21 protein-coding genes are annotated in these 18258 nt (G+C 62.0%); 7 read left to right on the forward strand and 14 right to left on the reverse strand.

Translation table 11 applies throughout. The features are described 5' to 3' along the window. Positions 1-8: 8 nt before the first annotated feature. Entirely contained in the window at positions 9-548 is a 540-nt protein-coding gene (pyrE, locus tag CH289_RS12685; protein ID WP_019663123.1) for an orotate phosphoribosyltransferase, read from the forward strand. A gap of 71 nt (positions 549-619) precedes the next feature. Here pyrE and CH289_RS12690 read toward each other — a convergent pair whose 3' ends face one another. The 3 genes from CH289_RS12690 to CH289_RS12700 are packed head-to-tail and all read right to left on the reverse strand — an operon-like array spanning position 620 to position 3480. After that, complete coding sequence (locus tag CH289_RS12690; RefSeq protein WP_019663124.1) at positions 620-925, reverse strand: EthD family reductase; 306 nt, start codon at positions 923-925, stop codon at positions 620-622. 11 nt (positions 926-936) lie between these two features. Then, positions 937-2538 carry a flavin-containing monooxygenase gene (locus CH289_RS12695; protein WP_094627792.1) on the reverse strand — a complete coding sequence of 534 codons (1602 nt, stop codon included), beginning with the start codon at positions 2536-2538 and terminating at the stop codon, positions 937-939. A gap of 12 nt (positions 2539-2550) precedes the next feature. Further along, positions 2551-3480 (reverse strand): alpha/beta hydrolase, encoded by a 930-nt coding sequence (locus CH289_RS12700; RefSeq protein WP_019663126.1) that lies wholly within the window; start codon positions 3478-3480, stop codon positions 2551-2553. Positions 3481-3699: 219 nt separating this feature from the next. On the opposite strand from CH289_RS12700, the gene CH289_RS12705 reads away from it, so the two are divergent. Genes CH289_RS12705 through CH289_RS12730 form a run of 6 tightly spaced genes read left to right on the forward strand, consistent with a single transcriptional unit; the run spans position 3700 to position 9072 of the window. Then, entirely contained in the window at positions 3700-4863 is a 1164-nt protein-coding gene (locus CH289_RS12705) for an ABC transporter substrate-binding protein (RefSeq protein ID WP_019663127.1), read from the forward strand. Positions 4864-4901: 38 nt separating this feature from the next. After that, the gene (locus CH289_RS12710) at positions 4902-5792 is read left to right on the forward strand and encodes a branched-chain amino acid ABC transporter permease (RefSeq protein WP_019663128.1); all 891 of its coding nucleotides are present in this window, start codon (positions 4902-4904) and stop codon (positions 5790-5792) included. Continuing rightward, positions 5789-6721, forward strand: a complete 933-nt coding sequence (locus tag CH289_RS12715) for a branched-chain amino acid ABC transporter permease (RefSeq protein WP_019663129.1) — start codon at positions 5789-5791, stop codon at positions 6719-6721. The genes CH289_RS12710 and CH289_RS12715 overlap by 4 nt, the downstream gene beginning before the upstream one ends. Next, on the forward strand, positions 6718-7545 hold the full coding sequence (locus CH289_RS12720; RefSeq protein ID WP_019663130.1) for an ABC transporter ATP-binding protein: 828 nt from the start codon (positions 6718-6720) through the stop codon (positions 7543-7545). The genes CH289_RS12715 and CH289_RS12720 overlap by 4 nt, the downstream gene beginning before the upstream one ends. After that, positions 7529-8245, forward strand: a complete 717-nt coding sequence (locus CH289_RS12725; RefSeq protein WP_020110889.1) for an ABC transporter ATP-binding protein — start codon at positions 7529-7531, stop codon at positions 8243-8245. Before CH289_RS12720 ends, CH289_RS12725 begins: the two co-directional genes overlap by 17 nt. Beyond that, positions 8242-9072 carry a mycofactocin-coupled SDR family oxidoreductase gene (locus tag CH289_RS12730; RefSeq protein ID WP_019663132.1) on the forward strand — a complete coding sequence of 277 codons (831 nt, stop codon included), beginning with the start codon at positions 8242-8244 and terminating at the stop codon, positions 9070-9072. Before CH289_RS12725 ends, CH289_RS12730 begins: the two co-directional genes overlap by 4 nt. A gap of 8 nt (positions 9073-9080) precedes the next feature. On the opposite strand, the gene CH289_RS28285 is transcribed toward CH289_RS12730, so the two are convergent. From CH289_RS28285 to CH289_RS12780, 11 genes are all read right to left on the reverse strand, one after another. Further along, complete coding sequence (locus CH289_RS28285) at positions 9081-9245, reverse strand: hypothetical protein (RefSeq protein WP_019663133.1); 165 nt, start codon at positions 9243-9245, stop codon at positions 9081-9083. Then, the gene (locus CH289_RS12735; protein WP_033190156.1) at positions 9242-10537 is read right to left on the reverse strand and encodes a phenylacetate--CoA ligase family protein; all 1296 of its coding nucleotides are present in this window, start codon (positions 10535-10537) and stop codon (positions 9242-9244) included. The genes CH289_RS28285 and CH289_RS12735 overlap by 4 nt, the downstream gene beginning before the upstream one ends. Beyond that, positions 10534-10923, reverse strand: a complete 390-nt coding sequence (locus CH289_RS12740; RefSeq protein WP_019663135.1) for a MaoC/PaaZ C-terminal domain-containing protein — start codon at positions 10921-10923, stop codon at positions 10534-10536. The genes CH289_RS12735 and CH289_RS12740 overlap by 4 nt, the downstream gene beginning before the upstream one ends. Continuing rightward, a complete protein-coding gene (locus CH289_RS12745; RefSeq protein ID WP_019663136.1) occupies positions 10920-11384 on the reverse strand; it encodes an FAS1-like dehydratase domain-containing protein in 465 nt (154 codons plus the stop codon). The genes CH289_RS12740 and CH289_RS12745 overlap by 4 nt, the downstream gene beginning before the upstream one ends. After that, positions 11381-12661, reverse strand: a complete 1281-nt coding sequence (gene dctP / locus CH289_RS12750; RefSeq protein WP_230621060.1) for a TRAP transporter substrate-binding protein DctP — start codon at positions 12659-12661, stop codon at positions 11381-11383. Before dctP ends, CH289_RS12745 begins: the two co-directional genes overlap by 4 nt. Positions 12662-12670: 9 nt before the next feature. Continuing rightward, positions 12671-14116, reverse strand: coding sequence for a TRAP transporter large permease (locus tag CH289_RS12755; RefSeq protein WP_019663138.1), 1446 nt, complete (start codon positions 14114-14116; stop codon positions 12671-12673). 32 nt (positions 14117-14148) lie between these two features. After that, positions 14149-14700, reverse strand: coding sequence for a TRAP transporter small permease (locus tag CH289_RS12760; RefSeq protein ID WP_019663139.1), 552 nt, complete (start codon positions 14698-14700; stop codon positions 14149-14151). Between the two features lie 78 nt (positions 14701-14778). Further along, entirely contained in the window at positions 14779-15516 is a 738-nt protein-coding gene (locus tag CH289_RS12765; RefSeq protein WP_019663140.1) for an SDR family NAD(P)-dependent oxidoreductase, read from the reverse strand. Position 15517: 1 nt separating this feature from the next. Beyond that, positions 15518-16282 carry a crotonase/enoyl-CoA hydratase family protein gene (locus CH289_RS12770; protein WP_019663141.1) on the reverse strand — a complete coding sequence of 255 codons (765 nt, stop codon included), beginning with the start codon at positions 16280-16282 and terminating at the stop codon, positions 15518-15520. Then, positions 16279-17043 (reverse strand): SDR family NAD(P)-dependent oxidoreductase, encoded by a 765-nt coding sequence (locus tag CH289_RS12775; RefSeq protein WP_019663142.1) that lies wholly within the window; start codon positions 17041-17043, stop codon positions 16279-16281. The genes CH289_RS12770 and CH289_RS12775 overlap by 4 nt, the downstream gene beginning before the upstream one ends. 11 nt (positions 17044-17054) lie before the next feature. Then, a complete protein-coding gene (locus CH289_RS12780; protein WP_094709873.1) occupies positions 17055-18209 on the reverse strand; it encodes a thiolase family protein in 1155 nt (384 codons plus the stop codon). Between the last annotated feature and the right edge of the window lie 49 nt (positions 18210-18258).

The raw sequence follows: 18258 nt of genomic DNA on the forward strand, positions 1-18258 counted from the left end.
AACCGCACATGGCCGACAGTGCCCAGCGTGCCGAACTGGCCGAGCTGGTTCGTGAACTGGCCGTAGTCCACGGCAAGGTGACGTTGTCATCCGGCAAGGAAGCCGATTACTACGTCGACCTCAGACGCGCAACGCTGCATCACCGCGCGAGCGCGCTGATCGGAACCCTGATGCGCGAACTGGTGGCCGATTGGGACTTCGACTCCGTCGGCGGCCTGACGATGGGAGCTGATCCCGTCGCGTTGTCCATCGTCCACGCGGAAGGCCGCCCGATCGACGGCTTCGTCGTACGCAAGGCCGCGAAGGCGCACGGTATGCAGCGTCAGATCGAAGGACCCGACATCGTCGGCAAGCGGGTGTTGGTCGTGGAGGACACGACCACGACCGGGAACTCACCGCTGACTGCGGTGAAGGCGCTCCGCGACGCGGGAGCAGTCGTCGTCGGAGTTGCGACGGTAGTCGACCGGGCAACCGGAGCCGACGACGTCATCGCTGCCGAGGGGCTCGAATACCGCTCGCTGCTCGGCTTGGCCGATCTGGGTCTGTAGCGGCTTCGCCGCTGGTGGTGTGGTTAGGCGCCCCAGGGGGCACCCAACCACACCACCAGGCGCGGAGCGCCTCAGGCCACCTCGACCTCATGCATATCCATGACGAAGCCCGCTCCGGCGAAGTTGGGCATGTCGTCGGCACCGGCCTTGCCCTCCTCGGATCCGAGGGCTGCAATGGCGTCGTCCTTGGACGGGAAGTTCAGGTTGCCGACGACGAAGTGTGCAGGCTGGGATCCGTCCAGTGTTTCTGACACACCCCACTCGAACGAGATGATGCCGGGCATCTTCGCGGTCAGTGGCGCATGCACGCTTCGGTAGTGTGCCAAGAACGCATCGGGGTTCTCGGGGTGGTTGTAGGCGATGCTGATGCGAAACATTCGAGCTCCTTCTAGTGGGTGATCGTGAAGCCTTCGTAACCCTTGGATGCGACGTCGTCGCAGATGTCGCGGTAGACGTTGAGTCCGCCGACGTAGGACATGATCATGCGAGGTTTGCCGGGAATGTTGGCGCCGGTGTACCAGGAGTTGCCCTCGGGGTAAAGCGTGGTGTCGGCGAGTTCGATTGCCTGCGTAGTCCATTCCTTTGCCGCGGTCTCGTCGGCCTCGAATGTCCTGGCGCCGATCGACTCCAGATGTGCGACGGTGTCCGCTGTCCACTCGACGTGCTGCTCGATGGCGCAGACCACGTTGGTCAACACGTTGGGACTGCCGGGGCCGGTCAAGGTGAACAGATTCGGAAACTCGTCGACGGCGATACCCAGATATGTGGTGGGACCGTCGGTCCACTTGTCCTGCAGTGACTTCCCGTTGCGACCGCGGATGTCGATCTTCAGAAGCGGTCCGGTGATGGCGTCGAAACCGGTGGCGAAGACTATGACGTCGAGCGGGTATTCGTCGTGGGCGGTCTTCAACCCGGTCGGAGTCAATCCTTCGATCGGCGCATCCTTCACGCTCACGAGCGATACGTTGTCGCGATTATAGGTCTGAAAGTAGTTGGTATCGAGTGTGATTCGCTTGGCCCCCAAGGGATGCTCGCGAGGTGAGAGTGCCTCGGCAAGTTCAGGGTCCTCGACGACGGATCGGATCTTGCCGCGGAAGAACTCGGCGATGGTGTCGTTGGCCTGCCGATTGCTGAGCAGGTCCGGGTAGGCAGCGATGAGATCGATGGCCCGATGGCGACTCCATCGTTCCTCGAACACCGCCAATCGCTCTTCCTCGGAGTGGTCGAATGTGTTGACTGACAATGTGTCCACGGGCTGGCCGCCCCCGGACGCCTTCGATGCGACCTTGAAGTTCTCGATGTCGGCTCGAAAGGACTGCTTCTCGTCCTCGGTCAATGGGCGATTGCCGCAGTCGAGGCTGAAGGCAGGTGTGCGCTGGAAAACCGTCAGATGTTCGGCCTGCTCGGCGATCTTCGGGATCACCTGAACACCAGAAGATCCGGTGCCGATGACGCCGACCCGTTTGCCGGTGAAGTCGAACCCGTCGCGCGGCCACGCGCTGGTATGGATCGTCTCGCCCTCGTAGGCGTCGAGACCCGCGAAGTCGGGTGTCGATGACGTCGAGAGGCATCCCGCGGCGGTGATCAGGTACTTGGCGGTGACGTATTCACCGGCGTCGGTGCCGACCGTCCACCGTAACGCCTCCTCGTCCCAGACCGCTGATTCGACACGTACTCCGAAACGAAAGTGCTTCTTGACATCGAGTTTCTCGGCGACGAAGTCGATGTAACGCAGGATCTCCGGCTGAGCAGGATAGCGTTCTGTCCACTCCCACTCGTCGATGATGTCCTGGGAGAACGTGAACGCGTATTCCATGCTGATGCAGTCGCATCGTGCGCCGGGATACGTGTTCCAGAACCACGTACCACCGACGGTTTCTGCGGCCTCGTATCCACGGACCGACAGGCCGAGAGACTCGAGCTTGTGCGTCATGTAGACGCCGGAGAAGCCGGCGCCGATGACGACGGCATCGAAATCGCTTGTGCTCACGGAACACTCCTTTCAGGCGACAACGGATGTGAGATGGGCGCGAACGGATTCGCCGACGTACGCGATACCGGCGTCGGCTCCGGGGAGGATGTTGACGAACTGGAAGAAGCCATGCATCTGTCCGTCGAACACTCTCACCTCCACGGGTACGCCCGCGGCGGTGAGTTTCTCGGCATAGGCCTGACCTTCGTCGCGTAGAACATCGTGTTCGGCCAGCAACACCACTGCTGGTGCCACTCCTGACAGGTCCTCTGCGTGCAAGGGTGACACGTCCCAGTTGCGGCGTACTCCGGCATCGGGTGTGTAGAGATCCCAGAACCAGATCATCGACGTCTTGTCGAGCATCAACTGGTTGGCGGGGTCGGCGTACGAGCTGTTGTCGAAATCGTGGTCGGTGACGGGGTAGACCAACACCTGTAGCGAGACGGCCGGGCCGTTCTCTCGCACTGCTCGCTGCGCGACGACGGCTGCAAGGTTGCCGCCGGAACTGTCGCCGCCGACCAGTAGCGGCAACGCAGAATCGGAGCGAGAAGCGGTCCACTGCAGAACATCCCATGCGTCGTCGGCTGCAGTCGGGTAGATGTTTTCGGGAGCGAGTCGGTAGTCGGGAAGCACTACGGTGCACCCGGTCTCGACCGCGAGGCGTCTGGCAAGTGTGTCGAACTGATCCGGTGTGCCGACGACCCAGCCACCGCCATGGAAGTAGACGAACACCCCGCGTGGGCTGTCGTCAGGTGTCAGGACGCGAACCGGAATTGCATGTCCATCCGCCGCCTCCACCGTCAGGTTCTCGACCGACGCCATCTCGGGCCCTGGACCGTAGAGGTCGATGAATGTGTCGTTCATCGAGCGGACCTCGTCGGGGGTCATCTCGTGGAGCGCTTTACCGCCTCCTTCGGCGGCTTGGGCGAGGAACGCGGCGGTGGCGTCGTCGAGTGCCATGACAGGACTCCTTCGGAGTGTTCTAATTACGGACGGCATCCGTTCAGGTGATACACCTCACTCTAAACGCTGATAATCATTCGCCGCAACCATCTGTTGTCACGGCTTTTTCTGCTGCGACTTTGTCCTCAAATGTGATCTGGACAACTGGACGTTTTGGTTCTACTGTGACAGCGATCACGAGTTCATGCGCATCATTGCCATGAAATAGGAGGAGCCATGAAGTTCACCACGGGTCCCGGCAGGCTGGTCCTGTTCGGGCTGACCGGAGCCATGCTGTCGATGGCAGCATGTAGTGGGTCAGGCCCATCCGGTGCAACAGCCTCGGGGGAGATGCCCGCCGAGATCACCGTGCTCTCCACGACGGACAAGACCGGAACGCTCGCGTACGTCGGAGGTTCCCAGCTCGAAGGTATCGAACTCGCCGTCCAAGAGATCAACGAGCAGAAGTTCCTCGGCGACTCCACGCTGAAGCTCGACAGTCGCGACACCGCAGGCGACGCCCAGACAGCCGCGAGTCAGGTGACCGAAGGGATCGCGAACCCGAACGTCGCCGCCATCCTCGGCACCGTGTCCGGTGCGCAGTCCGTGGCGGTGGCGCCGATAGCAGAGTCGTCGAAGACTCCTGTCGTGTTCACCCAGTCCGGTAGTGCCGGTGTCGTCATCGGCGACTACACGTTCCGATCGACCGCACCCCAGGAGACATACTTCCCCAAGGCGATCGATCATCTGAAGACCCTCGGCGCCAAGCGAATCAGCGTGCTCTACAACGCAGGCCAGCCGACACTGGCGGAGATCGCCGAGAATCAACTCCCCGCGTTGCAGGAGAGTGAGGATCTCGAGATCCTCTCGAGCACCAGCGTGCAGTCGACCACCCAGGACTTCGCGTCGACCATCACCAAGATCGTCGGCGAAAAGCCGGATGCCGTGGTGTTCCTCCTCGTCGGTGCGCAGAATTCCACCGCGATGTCGCAGCTGCGCCAAGCAGGCTTCGACGGCCCAGCCGTCGGAAATCCCGCCGCAGGCGCCGGAAACCTCGCGCCCGCAGGGCCTGCAGGCGCGGGAATGTTCTGGGCGACGGACTTCAACTACCTTCAGACCGCACCGTCTTCGGTCTCCTTCGTCGAGGCTTACAGCGCCAAATACGGCAAGAACCCGCTCAACTACGCAGCCGAAGGCTACGACGCGGCATGGATGATCGCCAGGGCCATCAAGGAATCGGGCGGCGCCTCGCGTGAGGACATCAAGAACGGTCTCGACGCCGTGGCCACGGCCGGATTCGACGGCGCCGTCGGACCGGTGACGTTCGAAGGCAACGACCAGCGAGTGGCGGGAGTTGTCGTCGAGTGGGACGGGACCGCAGAAGGGTTGCTGGCGGAATGACGGTCACCGAACGTTCACGGAAGAGGTGATCTGAAACCATGGGCCAGACACTCATCGATGCGGCGATACTCGGATCGATCTACGTACTGTTCTGTCTCGGCATGTCCCTCGTGTGGGGCACCGTCGGCATCCTCAACTTCGCGCACGGCGCGATCTTCATGTTCGCGGGGTTCGTCGGATACCTGGTGGTCAAGGACCAACAGCTGCCGATGATCGGCGTCATTGCGGTGTCGGTGTTCGTGGGTGCGTTGTTGTCCACAGCCATCGAAGTGCTTGCTTTCCAACCGATTCTGCGGAGGGCAAAGACTCATCGGATCGCAGAGCTGCAAATTCTGATCGGCGGCATCGGCGTTGCTGCCATCCCGCTCGCGATCGCCCAGTACGTCACCAAGTCCGAACCGTTCGGATTCTCCAACAGTTCGTATGCAGTGAAGGTGTTCTCGCTCTTCGGTCTTCGCATCTCGAACACCGGTTTGATCATCGTGCTGTCCGCCGTGATTCTCACGGTCGGGATGGCGATATGGCTGCGCAAGTCCATGGCAGGACTTGCGCTCCGTGCCATCGGTGTCGATGCCGAAACGGCAGCGTTGATGGGAGTCGACCGTCGAAAGCTCTCCCTGTCCACAATGGCCTTTGCCGGTGGTCTTGCCGGTCTCGCGGGCGCCTTGCTCACGTTCAATCTCGGCGCCATCACTCCGGAAAGCGGTGAGACACTGCTGATCAAGGCATTTGCGGTCATCATCCTCGGTGGCGTCGGGAGCACGGCCGGTGTCGCTGCCGGCGCCTACATTCTGGCGTTGTCGGAGACTCTGGTGTTGCGATTCACCGGTGGTGGCTGGGTCGACGCCGTGTGCTTCGGCATGATCTTCCTCGTCCTGCTGCTTCGCCCGCAGGGTCTCTTCGGCCGCAAGGAGGTGCGAAGGGTATGAGTCAGTTCTATTTCACGCATATCGTTCTGTTCCAGAGCACGTTCACCGTTCTTCTTCTGGCTCTGAGCATCCAGGTCCAGCTTCGCATGGGCGTGTTCTCGTTCGCAGGCGCCGGGTTCTACGGTCTCGGTTCCTACGGCGCCGCGATCTTCGTGATCCGGTACGGGTTCAGCTCGTTCGCCGCGATTGCTGCCATCATGATCGTCTGCGGAGTGATCGGGTTTCTGCTGGCATTGCTGGTTCAGCGTCTCAACGGTCTCTACCTGGCGATGGCCACGGTCTCCTTCGATCTGATCATCACGGTCGTCGCGCACAACGGTGGCTCGCTCACCGGCGCGTCGGTCGGACTGTTCGGCGCACTGGCGTTCCCCCAGTTGACCATCGGGCACATCATCGCGATCACGGTGCTCGTCGTCGCGCTTCTGGCGCTGAGCGAACGAGGTCGTCTCGGTCGTAGAATCGACGCGGTCCGTGAAGATCCGGAATTGGCCGCATCCATGGGTGTCAACGTTTCTCGCTATCGAATCAGCTCCTTCGTGATCAGTGGATTGATCGGCGCACTTGGTGGCGCGATCAACGTATTACTGCGCACGACCGTGGCGCCGGAGAGCATCGGATTCCCCTTGGTGGTTCTCGGGTTGACGATCATCATCGTCGGCGGCGGGCGCTCGTGGCTCGGCATCGTCCTCGGCGCGATCATCTTCACATGGCTGCCGTACTACCTCGAGATCGTCGGGCAGTACCAGGCCATCGTCTACGGCATCATCGTCGCGATCGCTGCCGTCTACGTACCGGGCGGGATCTACGGAACCGCCCTTGATCTGGTTCGGAAGTCCAAGGCCAAAAGACTCGCAGGGGTTGCTCGTAAGAAGGAACCCGACGACACGGTCGAGGAACTCGCTCTAGCCGAGATAGGGGATAAACCGTGACTACCGACGCAGTGTCACGAGAGACTGTCGCTCGCCACGCCACAACCGAGGTGGTGCTCGGAATAGACGACGTCGCAGTCCACTACGGCGGCATCAAGGCTGTCGACGGTATTTCCTTCGACATCACCCGAGGAAAGATATTCGGCATCCTCGGACCGAACGGATCCGGCAAGAGCACCCTGTTGGCGGCGATCACTCGATTGACGCCCCTGACACGCGGTGCCTTGACGTTCGAAGGCGAACCGTTTGCGAAGGTGTCTTCGCAGAAGGTCGCCAAGCTCGGCATTGCCCGCACATTTCAGACGGTACGACTACTGCCGGACCTGACCGTTCGCGAGAACGTCGCTCTGGGGGCGGACCTCGGCTCCGAGGAAGGTGGCCTTCGCGAGTTGTTGCTCGGGCGCAAAGCCTTGCTGAAGCGCTCGAAAGATGCGGTCGCGGAGGCGCTGGAGCGGACTGGGCTCTCGGGCTTGGAGGACATCAGGCCAGGGGAGCTGTCCTATGGGTTGCAGCGCCGGGTGGAGATCGCCCGCGCAATTGCCATGTCGCCCACACTTCTTCTGCTCGATGAGCCGACAGCGGGCATGAACAAGACCGAACGCGAGGATGTATCGGAGCTGTTGAAGAAGTTGCGCGAAGAAGGCCTGACGCAACTTCTCGTCGAACACGACGTGCAGATGATGGTCGACACCTGCGACACGCTGATCGCAATGAATTTCGGCGTACTGATCGCGCAAGGGAAGCCGCAGGACGTCGTGCGCGAACCAAGTGTCCAGGAAGCATATCTCGGGAAGCGAGGAGCGCAGGATGCTCGTAGTCAGTGATCTCCACGTCCAGTACGGCAAGGTCAGCGCGGTCACGAACATCGGCCTGACGGTCGAACCCGGCCGAATTACGCTGGTTCTCGGGGCGAACGGAGCAGGTAAGAGTACGACGCTGCGAACCATCGCCGGCTTGGTGGAACCGATGTCGGGCACCATCGTTCTCGATGATGTTTCCCTCGTCGGACTCAAGGCCCACAAAGTGGTGCGACGCGGGATCTCACTCGTACCGGAGGGTCGTCAAGTCTTCGCGTCGTTGTCCGTGGCGGAGAACCTGCGTATCGGTGGATACACCTCGACCAGGGAGAAGCGCGAGAAGAACACCGAACTCGCGTATGAACTGTTTCCGATTCTTCGTGAGCGAAAGGACGGGCCTGCAGGACTGTTGAGCGGTGGTGAGCAGCAGATGCTTGCCTTCGGACGTGGACTGATGTCCGATCCGAAGTACATCATGATGGACGAGCCGTCGATGGGTCTTGCGCCCGCCGTGGTCGACACCGTCATGGCAAGTGTCCGCGAGATCGCCGACCGCGGGCTCGGTGTGCTGATGGTCGAGCAGAACGCCGAAGCGGGGCTCAGGGTTGCCGACGATGTCGTCGTGGTCAATCGTGGCGACTCCGTGTACTCCGGTGGTGCCGAGGAAGCCCGCTCGCACTCCTCGGTGGTGCTGGCGTTCCTGGGTGAAGCGGCTTTGGGCGCATGAGCAGGTTCAGCGGCAAAGTAGTCCTCATCACCGGTGCTGCCCGCGGACAAGGTCGTAACCACGCACTGCGTTTCGCCGCCGAAGGCGCCGACATCATCGCAGTGGACGCATGCGAGGACGTCGACACCGTCGGATACGACCTTGCGACGGAGGACGACCTGGCGGAGACGGTGCGGGCGGTCGAGAAGCTCGACCGTCGGATCGTGGCGTCGAAGACGAATGTCCGCGACCTCGAGGCGCTACGTGCAGCCGTCGATTCCGCAGTAGGCGAACTCGGCCGACTCGACGTAGTGGTAGCCAATGCGGGAATTGCGGGTAGCGGTGTGACGCACGAGTTGTCCGCCGAGAATTGGCACAACATGATCGACACCAACCTGACCGGCGTGTGGAACACGACGACGGTCGCCACTCCGCACATCCTGAAAGGCGGCGAGGGCGGTTCGATGGTGCTCATCAGCTCCGTCGCGGGAACGAAAGGTCTGCCGTACAACGCCCATTACACCGCAGCCAAGCACGGTGTCCTCGGGTTGATGAAGAGCCTCGCGAACGAGCTCGGCCCGCAGAACATCCGTGTCAACACGGTGAACCCGACCAACGTCGAGACTCGGATGCTGTTGAACGACGCGATCTACAGGCTGTTCCTTCCCGACGAGGAAGCACCCACTCGGGAACAGGTGGTTCCGCTCCTGCACGACATGCACGTACTCGACATTCCGTATGTCGAGCCGGACGATGTCAGCAACGCGGTGCTCTTCCTGGCGGGCGACGAATCACGCTACGTAACCGGTATTTCCATCCCCGTCGATGCGGGAGTCCTCATCAAATAGTGGCAGAGTCAGGGTTGTGCGCCCAGTTCCCAAGTGAACTCGTCGACCAGCGCGTCGATTCGTTCGCAGAACTGGATAAGCAACGGTGATTCTGGAAGTTCGGCCACCAACTGCGTTACGGCGTCGAGATGAGCCCGGGCACGGCCCAATTCTTGCTCGATCGAGTCGGTCATCGCACTGCCCTTCGGTCGGTCCAGCGTCGGGACTTGAAGTGCTGTTCGTCCAGTGTCCCGGTGGGTAGCACAGAGATCGACATCGAGATTCCGACAGTGCGCTTGATCGTCTCCGCGATATCCGCCATCAGGTTCGGGTCGACGTCGGCAGCCGCGTCGATCTCCAGCTGCAAGTCGACGGACTCGCTGCCGTTATCGGCAGTGTGAACAATCGCTCTGTAGTCGAGTACGGGCACACGGAGCACCGCCGCATCCACAGCGCTCGGCCAGATATTCATACCCCTGATCTTGATCATGTCGTCGATGCGACCGATCGATCCCGCCTCGAACTCCGGAAAGAAGCCGTCGCGCAGCAACCGGATGCTGTCGCCCATCCCGAACCGTATGCTCGGCAACCCGCGGGTCCGAAGGGTCGTGACCACTATCTCGCCGCGCTCACCAGGAGCTACGGCGACCCCGTCTGGATTGAGCACCTCGATGAGACAACGGTGTCCGATGCCGTGGAGGACGCCGCGTCCGTGTTCCTCGATCGCACCGGTTTTGGTCGCCATCACCACTCCGAGGGTCTGAGTTGCACCCCACCCTTCGTGGACTGTGGCGCTCCAGAACTCCTGCATCGACTCCGCCCACTCGATCCCGTAAGGCTCACCGGAGAGAAAGATTGCTCGTAGCGCAGAACCAGAGCGCTTCGGCTCGATCCCGAGACGCTTGGCCTCGGCTGTCATGCGGTGTAGGTAGGAGGGCGTGATGGACATGCCGGCGCAGCCGAAACGTTGCAGCATGTCGATGCGCTCGGCCGTTGATCCCGTGAATGCGTTGGTCGGAACGAGACCGGCAGCGAGAGCGGATGCCTGGAAGTACGGCCCGGCCATGGTCTGCGAGTACGGAATGGTGAGCATGATCTTCTCGCCTGCGGCAAGACCGGCCCAGAAGTACTGATAGGCGCCGCCGGTACCCAGAGCGGCGAGGTCGTGTGCCGTTCGAGGATGTACCTCCCTGCCCACCCCGCTGGTCCCGCTGGTCAGGTGTAATTGGCGAACGTCGTCCCGCACAGTGCCAGGATGCAGTTTCTGGTAGCGGAGATAGTCGGCCTTGCGGGCAACCGGGATGTGAAGGGCGAAGGACCGCTGGTCGACTACGGAATCGACATCGACGGCATGGTCTCCGTAGAACCATCGGTGGAAGGGGGACTCGTCCCGGGCGAGCCGGAGCGCACGGACCAGTGCAGTGTCGCGGAAGCGGGTCGCCGTGAGGCCGCTCATCGATTCGGTCAGCGCATTCGCGGTAGTCATCTCATACCATCCCGGACCATGATTGCCGTTGCAGTGGCAGCTCGGCGGTCGTTGTCCTGCAGCAGAATCAGGTCGACGGTTACCGATGTATCGGACTCGTCGGTGATGACGCCGCGTACGACGGCATCCTGGCCGGTAAGCACGAAATCGTGCAGGGCGATGGCCCGCAACGATTCGAGCGAGGCGCGCGTACCAGCCCACTCGCCGACGCACCGTTCGAACATCGCGAGCACAAACATGACGTCTGCGTAGGCGCCAGGCGCACCGCCGGCCCGTGCAGCCTCGTGGTCGATGTGTGCCGGAGCGAAATCTCGACTGGCAGCGGCAGACATCACGAGCCGTTGGAACGTCAGAGGCAGCCGGATCTCCGGTAGAGGTGCGTTCATCGTCGGGACTCGAACGGGAAGTACCGATAGACGCTGCACCGCTCGCGTGCGATAACAGTGCCATCCTGGCGTAGGAAGGTCAGCTCGAAATCCACGAAGCTGCCGTCGCCCACACTTGTTCGTTTCGGCGTCACGCCAGTGACCCGGTATTCGGTAGTGATCACGTCTCCGGGCCGCAGTGGGTGAAAGTACTCGAATTCCATCCTGTTGGTGACGGATTCGGCAGCGGGCACGCCGCACGCATCCCAGGGCAACGGAGGGAGGGCGCCGTCGCTCAATGACGGGTCTCCTGGCGTCCAGTACGCAGGCATGGAGAACGAGGACAGCATTGCCCATGGAGCGATGGGGTCGACTGGGTCGACGAAGCGTGGGTCGGCCATCTCGTGCGCCTCGACGAACCGTCGGATCGCCTCGCGAGTCACCGGCTCCGCGCCGACGGTGATGGCAACAGGATTGTTCATGCTTCCGTGTCCGGCGAGGTCGGGCGGTGGTCGAGTAGAACCTCGTCGAACACGGCGTCGACGTAGGGCCCGAGATCGATGGCGTCGGTGTCGTAGAAGTCGGCGAACTCCGGGTAGGTCATCGTCTCGTCGTAACCGAGATCTCGGACGAGGGTGCTCCACCGCGAGGCGGTTGCGGCCCATTCGGTCATCGAGGTGGCTGCGTCTTCCAGCGCTGGGGACTGTTTCAGCAGTTCGAGTTGTTGGTTGTTGACGCTCTGTAGTCGCTCTCGTGCATCCGGTGCGAATTCGGTGATTGTTCCGCCTGCGTCCTGGATGTCGTGCACTCCCTGCACCATCGCGTCCCACGAGGTGCGGATATTGGTTTCGAGGAAGACGTCGAGTCGATCGAACAGCAATTGCTGAACGAGCAGCGGCATGCTGTCCCAACGGTTCTGGTTGAGCGCTACGGACCCGAAGGTCAAAGCGAAGCCAGCGGACGGATCGATGATCACTTCCGGTGTCAGACCGAGGTACCCGCCCAGCACTGCGTTCTGCACCGAGGTCGCGGTGCAGTCGACCACGCCGCGTTGCAGGCTTTCGTACAGCTCCGAATACGACGCACTCACCGGTATGGCGCCCAACCCGCTGATCTGTGCGCCTTGAGTCCGGCCTGCAGCGGAAATCTGACGTCCTCGTAGTTGGTCGAGGGTCTGCGCCTCCTCGGCGCACAGTAGCGCCATGCCGCCCCCGTTGTACGACGGCATCAACAGATGCATGTCGTTGTCCGCGAATTCCTGCGCGACTTCTTCTGTTGCGTACGCAGACTCGAGCAACCACGCGTGCGATTGCAGAATGCCTGCGATAGGAGACATATCGCCGAGGAAGGACGCGTTGATCAACGTGTTGACCGCCGGATACTCGGCTGGTTGGTTGGCGACAGCGAAGCCGTCGATGTCCGTTCGTCCGTCGCCCAGTGCGTCGTCGATCTCACTGGCACCTGCGATGGCGTTGGCGTAGAAGATATCGAAGGTCACCTTCCCGCCCGACCACTCGGTGACCGCGTCGTAGTAGATCTCCATCTTGTCGCTGACGAACGAGCCCTGAGGTCCGGGGGTCTGTGCGTACAGGTGAACAGGTTCGACATCGTCGAAGGCGGCCCGGTACTGGTCCAGGGTGGCGCCGTACTCGATGCCGGGTCCACCACTGTTCGATTCGGTCGTTGTGGTGCAGGAGGTCGCCACGACCACGGTCGCGGCAATGACCATGCAGGACAGTGCTTTGGGGAAACCGAACACGTTCAACCTTTATCCACCCATCTGGCTTGGAAGAAACGTTGCGACTTGCGGGAACGCGATCAGCAGGACGACGAAGACGAGCGCGATCGGCATCACCCATGCAACGCTGGCGAATACGTCGCGCAGACTGATCTTGTTGCCGAGGTTCACTTCTGGGTCCTGCGCTACGCCGTGAATGATGTAGGACAGGATGCCGACGGGCGGAGTGATGACGGCGAGCTCGCCCATGAAGACGACGAAGACACCGAACCACAGCAGCGAGATGTCGAGGTAAGCGAGCGTAGGGATGAGCAGTGGTACCGTCAGGAGCATCATCGCGAGGGCGTCGAGGAACATCCCCATCACGAGGTAGACCACGGTCATCAACGCGAGGAACTGCCACGCCGTCAAGCCAAGGTTGGTTGTCCAATCGGTGAACCCGGTCGTCAATCCGGTCAAGGGAAGCATTCTGGACAATGCGGTTGCGCCGAGAAGCATCAGGAAGATCGATCCGGTGCTTGCTACGGCACTCACAGCAGCCTCGCTGACTGCGGCAAATGGGCGGTCGCGGCGACGTGCGAACAGTGCGACGAACAGCGCAACCATCGCCGCAGCGCCGCCGGCCTCGGTAGCGGTGAAAACGCCGGAGAACATGCCAACCACGACCACCAGCACGAGGACCGGAACCGGCCACACCGAAACGAGTGCACGCCACTTGGCACCCGTGGATTCCGGAGCGACGTCCACCTTCTCCGGTGTCTTCGGTTTGACAATCGATGCCGCGATCATCAGCGCGATGCTGAACAAGACCGCCACTGCCACACCGGGGCCGACTCCGGCCAAGAGTTGCTCTCCAACAGGGACTTCCGCGATCCCGGCGAACACGACAAGAGTGATCGAGGGTGGTATGAGCTGGCCGGGCAGTCCGGCGGCCATGACGGATCCGATGGCCAGACGCTTGTCGTAACCCGCTCGGAGCATCTCGGGGATGCCGATACGTGCCAACGCATAGGTAGTCCCGACTGTCGAACCGCTGACCGAGGCGAGCCCAGCTCCCGCGAGGTTGGTGCCGACTGCCAGGCCGCCGGGCATCCACCCCAGCCAAGTCCGTGCGACATCGTAGAGCTTCTCGGTCACTCCGGATCGCCACAGCAGCAGACCCATGAATACGAACATCGGAACGACACTCAACGTCCATTGTGCAACATTGTGATACGGCAATTTGCTGACGGTGCTGGTGACGACACCGAAGTCGCGCAGTGCCCACATTCCCATCAGCGCGGACACCAAAAGCGCGAAACCGATGTGCATCCGCAGGAAGATCAGGCTCAGTAGCAGGACGATCGACAGGACGCCGATGGTCTCCTTCGATCCGCCGAGGAACATACCGACGGTGGACCCGACGGCTGCCGCGACGAATACTGCAAGGGTGATGCTTCCGCTCGGGAATCGGCCTGCTCGAACTCGACCGGGCATTGGTTTGGAGGGTTCGCGCGTGGCTACGGCGGTCATCGTGCCTTCTCTGTGTCGGCCGCGTGGTCGGATTCGGGAGAGACAGCAAAAGAGGATCCGGAATCGTCGATGTCTTCGTCGTGTAATTGTTTCCATCCGAGACGTACGTACTGTACGGCGAAGAGTGCGAACGTGATCGGGACGAGGTACGTCAGTGGCCACGCTGCGATATCGGTCAGTCCGGCCGTCAGCTCGATGTCGCGATTGTGTTGCGCATGATCGAACGAGTAGGCGACGGTAACCAGGCAGACCGCTGCGCACACGATGCTCGAGCCTGCGGCAACGTACCGCTTGGCGGCCGCAGGGAACCGTGTGTAGAACATATCGGCCCACACGTGTTCGCCGCGATGCATCGCGATCACGAAGCCCAGTAGGACGACCAAGGGCATGTACCAGTACTGGACTCGTTCGAGGGTGCCGGTGATGGGCTCCCCGAACACAGTGCGAGAGAACGCGTTTGCGACGGTATGCACCATCATGGCGAGGAGCCCTACGACCGCAGGTATCTCGACCAGCGTGAACAGGCGATTGCCTACAGGATTCGTCAAAACAGGTGCTCCGCTCGAAAGAGTGTGATGCAAACAACTCTATCTATACGAATGATGCGAAGCAATAGAATCGGACATTCAGTACTGGCCCGATGCGCCACCATCGACGGAGATGGCCGACCCTGTGAGGAACGGGACATCTTCTCGGAGAAGGAAAACTGCTGTGCGCGCGACTTCTTCGGCACTGGCCATACCGCGACCACCGACACCCTGGGCCGGGATCGCTTGACCGTCGCGAGCGAGAAGTGCCCTGAACTTACCGATGATGGGTGTGTCGGTCGAACCAGGACAGATACAGTTCACAGCTATCCCGTGCTCGCGTACCTCGGCCGCAGCAGTTCTCGTCAGCCCGAGAATTGCGTGTTTCGCGGCAACGTAATCCGCGCGCTTGGCTGCTCCTTGCAGGCTCGCGATGGATCCTGTGTTGACGATCTGCCCCTTGCCCGTCGTGATCATGTGTGGAAGAACATACTTCAGTCCGTAGAACATGCTGTTCAGGTTGACCGACATCGTGGTCGACCACTCGGCCGGAGACATGTCCACGATCGCTCGGTTGACTCCTGCTATCCCGGCATTGTTGAAGAACTGATCCGGAATGCCGAGTGTGTCGACCGCAGCGGCTACGTAGTCCTCGACCTCAGCGGGATTCGAGACGTCAGCTCGGTGCGCGACGACGGTGCCGGCCGACATCCGACTGGTCTCTTCGGCGCCGGCGAGATCGATGTCGACGGCGAGTACCTGCGTACCTGCCTGCGCGAGTTCGAGACATACAGCTCTGCCTATCCCGCTTCCGGCGCCGGTGACGATCGCAACCACCTCAGCGCCCCTTCCAGACCGGAGTCCGTTTCTCCTTGAACGCCGACGCCCCCTCGCGGGCGTCTTCCGAGCTTCTGACCGGCTCGTAGATCTTCCACATCTCCGCGAATTGCTCGTCGTTGGACCAGTCGCGGGCCTTGGTGATGATCTCTTTGGTCGCCCGCACGGCCATCGGGCCGTTCTTCGCGATCTTCTTCGCCAGCTCCAACGCGACCTCCAGCGCCTCTCCCGCTGGGGTGAGCCGGTTGATCAGGCCGGCGTCCTTGGCTTCCTGCGCACTGATGAAGTCACCGGTGAGGCACCACTCGACGGCCAACGCGCGCGGGACCCGGTCGGGCAGCCGGAGCAATCCGCCACCACCGGCGAGCAACCCGCGCTTGACTTCGGGGAGTCCGAACACTGCCGTCTCGGACGCCACCACCAGATCACAGGCAAGCACAATCTCGAATCCGCCCGCGATGGCGTGGCCCTCGACAGCGGCGATCAGCGGTTTCGCCGGGGGAGTCTCGGCGACGCCCGCGAATCCCCGCCCCGGAATCGACGGCTTCTCACCGGCAAGGAATGCCTTCAAATCCATTCCGGTGCAAAAACTTTTGCCCTCGCCGGCAATGACACCCGCGACGAGGTCGTCGCGGGCATCCAGTTCGTCCATGGCGTCGGCGATGGCCTGCGCAGTGGCAGTGTTGATCGCGTTGCGGACCTCGGGACGGGTGATCGTGACGACCTGTACACCCTCGATCTGCTCGACCCTGACCAGAGCACTCATCGTGGCTGCATCCGGATCGCGCCGTCGAGCCGAATGACCTCACCGTTGATCATGGCGTTGTCGACGATGTGCAATGCAAGCTTGGCGTATTCGTCGGCGTCACCCAACCGGGCCGGGTGTGGAATCTGGGCGGCCAAGCCGTCGCGAATTTCCTGCGAGAATCGGGACAGAATCGGTGTGTCGAAGATTCCAGGAGCAATGCTGTTGACGCGAATCAGCTTTCGCGACAGATCGCGAGCTGCAACCAAGGTCATACCTACAACACCCGCTTTGGCCGACGCATACGGAATCTGGCCGATCTGACCTTCCCACGCTGCGACGGATGCCGTCATGATGACGACGCCACGCTCACCGTCGACCGGTTCGTTGCGGACCATGCGAGCGGCCGCGAGCCGGAGAACATTGAAGCTGCCGATCAGGTTCGTCTGGATCAGCGAGGTATAGAGCTCCAGAGAGCCCGGTGTGCCGTCCTTTTCGACGACGCGGACGGTTCCGCCGCGACCCGCGCAGTGCACAACGGACCGAATGGGAGCCCGCGCTTCGGCGAGATCCAACGCCGCATCGACGGCGTCGGGATCGGCGACGTCGGCGGGACCGAACTGCACGAAGTCGCCGAGCTCCTGCGCCACGTCCTTGCCGGCGGACTGCGGCAGATCGACGATGACGGTGTTGACGCCTGCTGCGACGAACCGCTTGACCGTCGCGAGTCCGAGGCCGGACGCCCCGCCCGTGACGACCGCGGATGAATTGGTGAGATCCATGGACCGACTCCTTATTTCAGTATCTCGATGATGGTTGCATTGGCCATTCCGCCTGCTTCGCACATGGTCTGCAGTCCGTAACGGCCACCGGTGCGTTCGAGGTGATTGATCAACGTGGTCATGATGCGGGCGCCCGACGCACCCAACGGATGCCCTAGTGCGATGGCGCCGCCGACGGGATTCAGCACGTCCTGTTCGACGCCGAGTTCCTTCGCCCACGCCAGCGGTACCGAGGCGAAAGCTTCGTTGACCTCGAACGCGGAGATGTCGGCCAGCGTCAAACCCGCCTTTTTCAACACCTTTTCGGTCGCCGGGATCGGGCCGGTGAGCATCAGCAGAGGATCGTCGCCGATCACCGCGGAGGCGACGATCCTGGCCCGGGGGCGCAGACCCAACTGGGAGGCCCGTTCCTCACTCATCACCAACAGGGCCGCAGCGCCATCGGTGATCTGTGACGCATTGCCTGCGGTGACTGTCCAGTCGAGGTCCGGGAACTGCGCTCGTCGCTCGTCGGTGCCGAACACGGCTTTCAAGCCGCCGAGCTTCTCGGCCGTCGTACCCGTCCTGATCGTTTCGTCGGCCTCCAGCCCGCCGACCGGGACGATCTCACCCGAGAAATCGACCGCCGAGGCGCGCTCGTGCGAGCGTGCGGAGTACTCGTCGAGTTCCGAGCGGGAGATGTTCCACTTCTGCGCAACAAGTTCGGCGGCTACTCCCTGCGGCACCAACACGGGGAACCGTTCACGGACTCCCTCACCGAATGGATCGGCTTCTCCGCGTGCACTACCTATAGGAACGCGGCTCATCGATTCGACGCCGCCGGCGATCGCGATGTCGTACGCACCGGCTACGACGCCCTGGACGGCAAAATCGAGTGCCTGCTGGCCGGAGCCGCATTTGCGTTCGACCGTCACCGACGGCACGTGGGCCGGGAAACCCGCGGACAGCACAGCCTGACGGCCTGGTGTTCCAGACTGCTCACCGTTGCCGCCGACGCAGCCGATGATGACGTCGTCCAGCAAGCCCGCGTCGAGCGAGGATCTGTCCGCCAACTGCCTCAATACCTGACCGAGAAGGTCGGCGGGGTGAAGGTGTGACAGTCCACCTCCGATTTTGCCCTTGCCCATGGGCGAACGTACGGCGTCGACGATGACTGCTCGTGTCATGAAAACCCTCCTGAAGCAGGTTTCTGGAAAGCTCGCGAACTATTCATGA

The organism is Rhodococcus sp. RS1C4 (assembly GCF_002258225.1).
Lineage (GTDB): Bacteria > Actinomycetota > Actinomycetes > Mycobacteriales > Mycobacteriaceae > Rhodococcoides > Rhodococcoides fascians_E.

What these genes read in the sequence shown, in the direction of transcription:
- pyrE (WP_019663123.1), top strand. Translation starts at nt 9, where the DNA reads ATGGCCGACAGTGCCCAGCGTGCCGAACTGGCCGAGCTGGTTCGTGAA.
- CH289_RS12690 (WP_019663124.1), bottom strand. Translation starts at nt 925, where the DNA reads ATGTTTCGCATCAGCATCGCCTACAACCACCCCGAGAACCCCGATGCG.
- CH289_RS12700 (WP_019663126.1), bottom strand. Translation starts at nt 3,480, where the DNA reads ATGGCACTCGACGACGCCACCGCCGCGTTCCTCGCCCAAGCCGCCGAA.
- CH289_RS12705 (WP_019663127.1), top strand. Translation starts at nt 3,700, where the DNA reads ATGAAGTTCACCACGGGTCCCGGCAGGCTGGTCCTGTTCGGGCTGACC.
- CH289_RS12710 (WP_019663128.1), top strand. Translation starts at nt 4,902, where the DNA reads ATGGGCCAGACACTCATCGATGCGGCGATACTCGGATCGATCTACGTA.
- CH289_RS12715 (WP_019663129.1), top strand. Translation starts at nt 5,789, where the DNA reads ATGAGTCAGTTCTATTTCACGCATATCGTTCTGTTCCAGAGCACGTTC.
- CH289_RS12725 (WP_020110889.1), top strand. Translation starts at nt 7,529, where the DNA reads ATGCTCGTAGTCAGTGATCTCCACGTCCAGTACGGCAAGGTCAGCGCG.
- CH289_RS12730 (WP_019663132.1), top strand. Translation starts at nt 8,242, where the DNA reads ATGAGCAGGTTCAGCGGCAAAGTAGTCCTCATCACCGGTGCTGCCCGC.
- CH289_RS28285 (WP_019663133.1), bottom strand. Translation starts at nt 9,245, where the DNA reads ATGACCGACTCGATCGAGCAAGAATTGGGCCGTGCCCGGGCTCATCTC.
- CH289_RS12735 (WP_033190156.1), bottom strand. Translation starts at nt 10,537, where the DNA reads ATGACTACCGCGAATGCGCTGACCGAATCGATGAGCGGCCTCACGGCG.
- CH289_RS12740 (WP_019663135.1), bottom strand. Translation starts at nt 10,923, where the DNA reads ATGAACGCACCTCTACCGGAGATCCGGCTGCCTCTGACGTTCCAACGG.
- CH289_RS12745 (WP_019663136.1), bottom strand. Translation starts at nt 11,384, where the DNA reads ATGAACAATCCTGTTGCCATCACCGTCGGCGCGGAGCCGGTGACTCGC.
- CH289_RS12755 (WP_019663138.1), bottom strand. Translation starts at nt 14,116, where the DNA reads ATGCCCGGTCGAGTTCGAGCAGGCCGATTCCCGAGCGGAAGCATCACC.
- CH289_RS12770 (WP_019663141.1), bottom strand. Translation starts at nt 16,282, where the DNA reads ATGAGTGCTCTGGTCAGGGTCGAGCAGATCGAGGGTGTACAGGTCGTC.
- CH289_RS12775 (WP_019663142.1), bottom strand. Translation starts at nt 17,043, where the DNA reads ATGGATCTCACCAATTCATCCGCGGTCGTCACGGGCGGGGCGTCCGGC.
- CH289_RS12780 (WP_094709873.1), bottom strand. Translation starts at nt 18,209, where the DNA reads ATGACACGAGCAGTCATCGTCGACGCCGTACGTTCGCCCATGGGCAAG.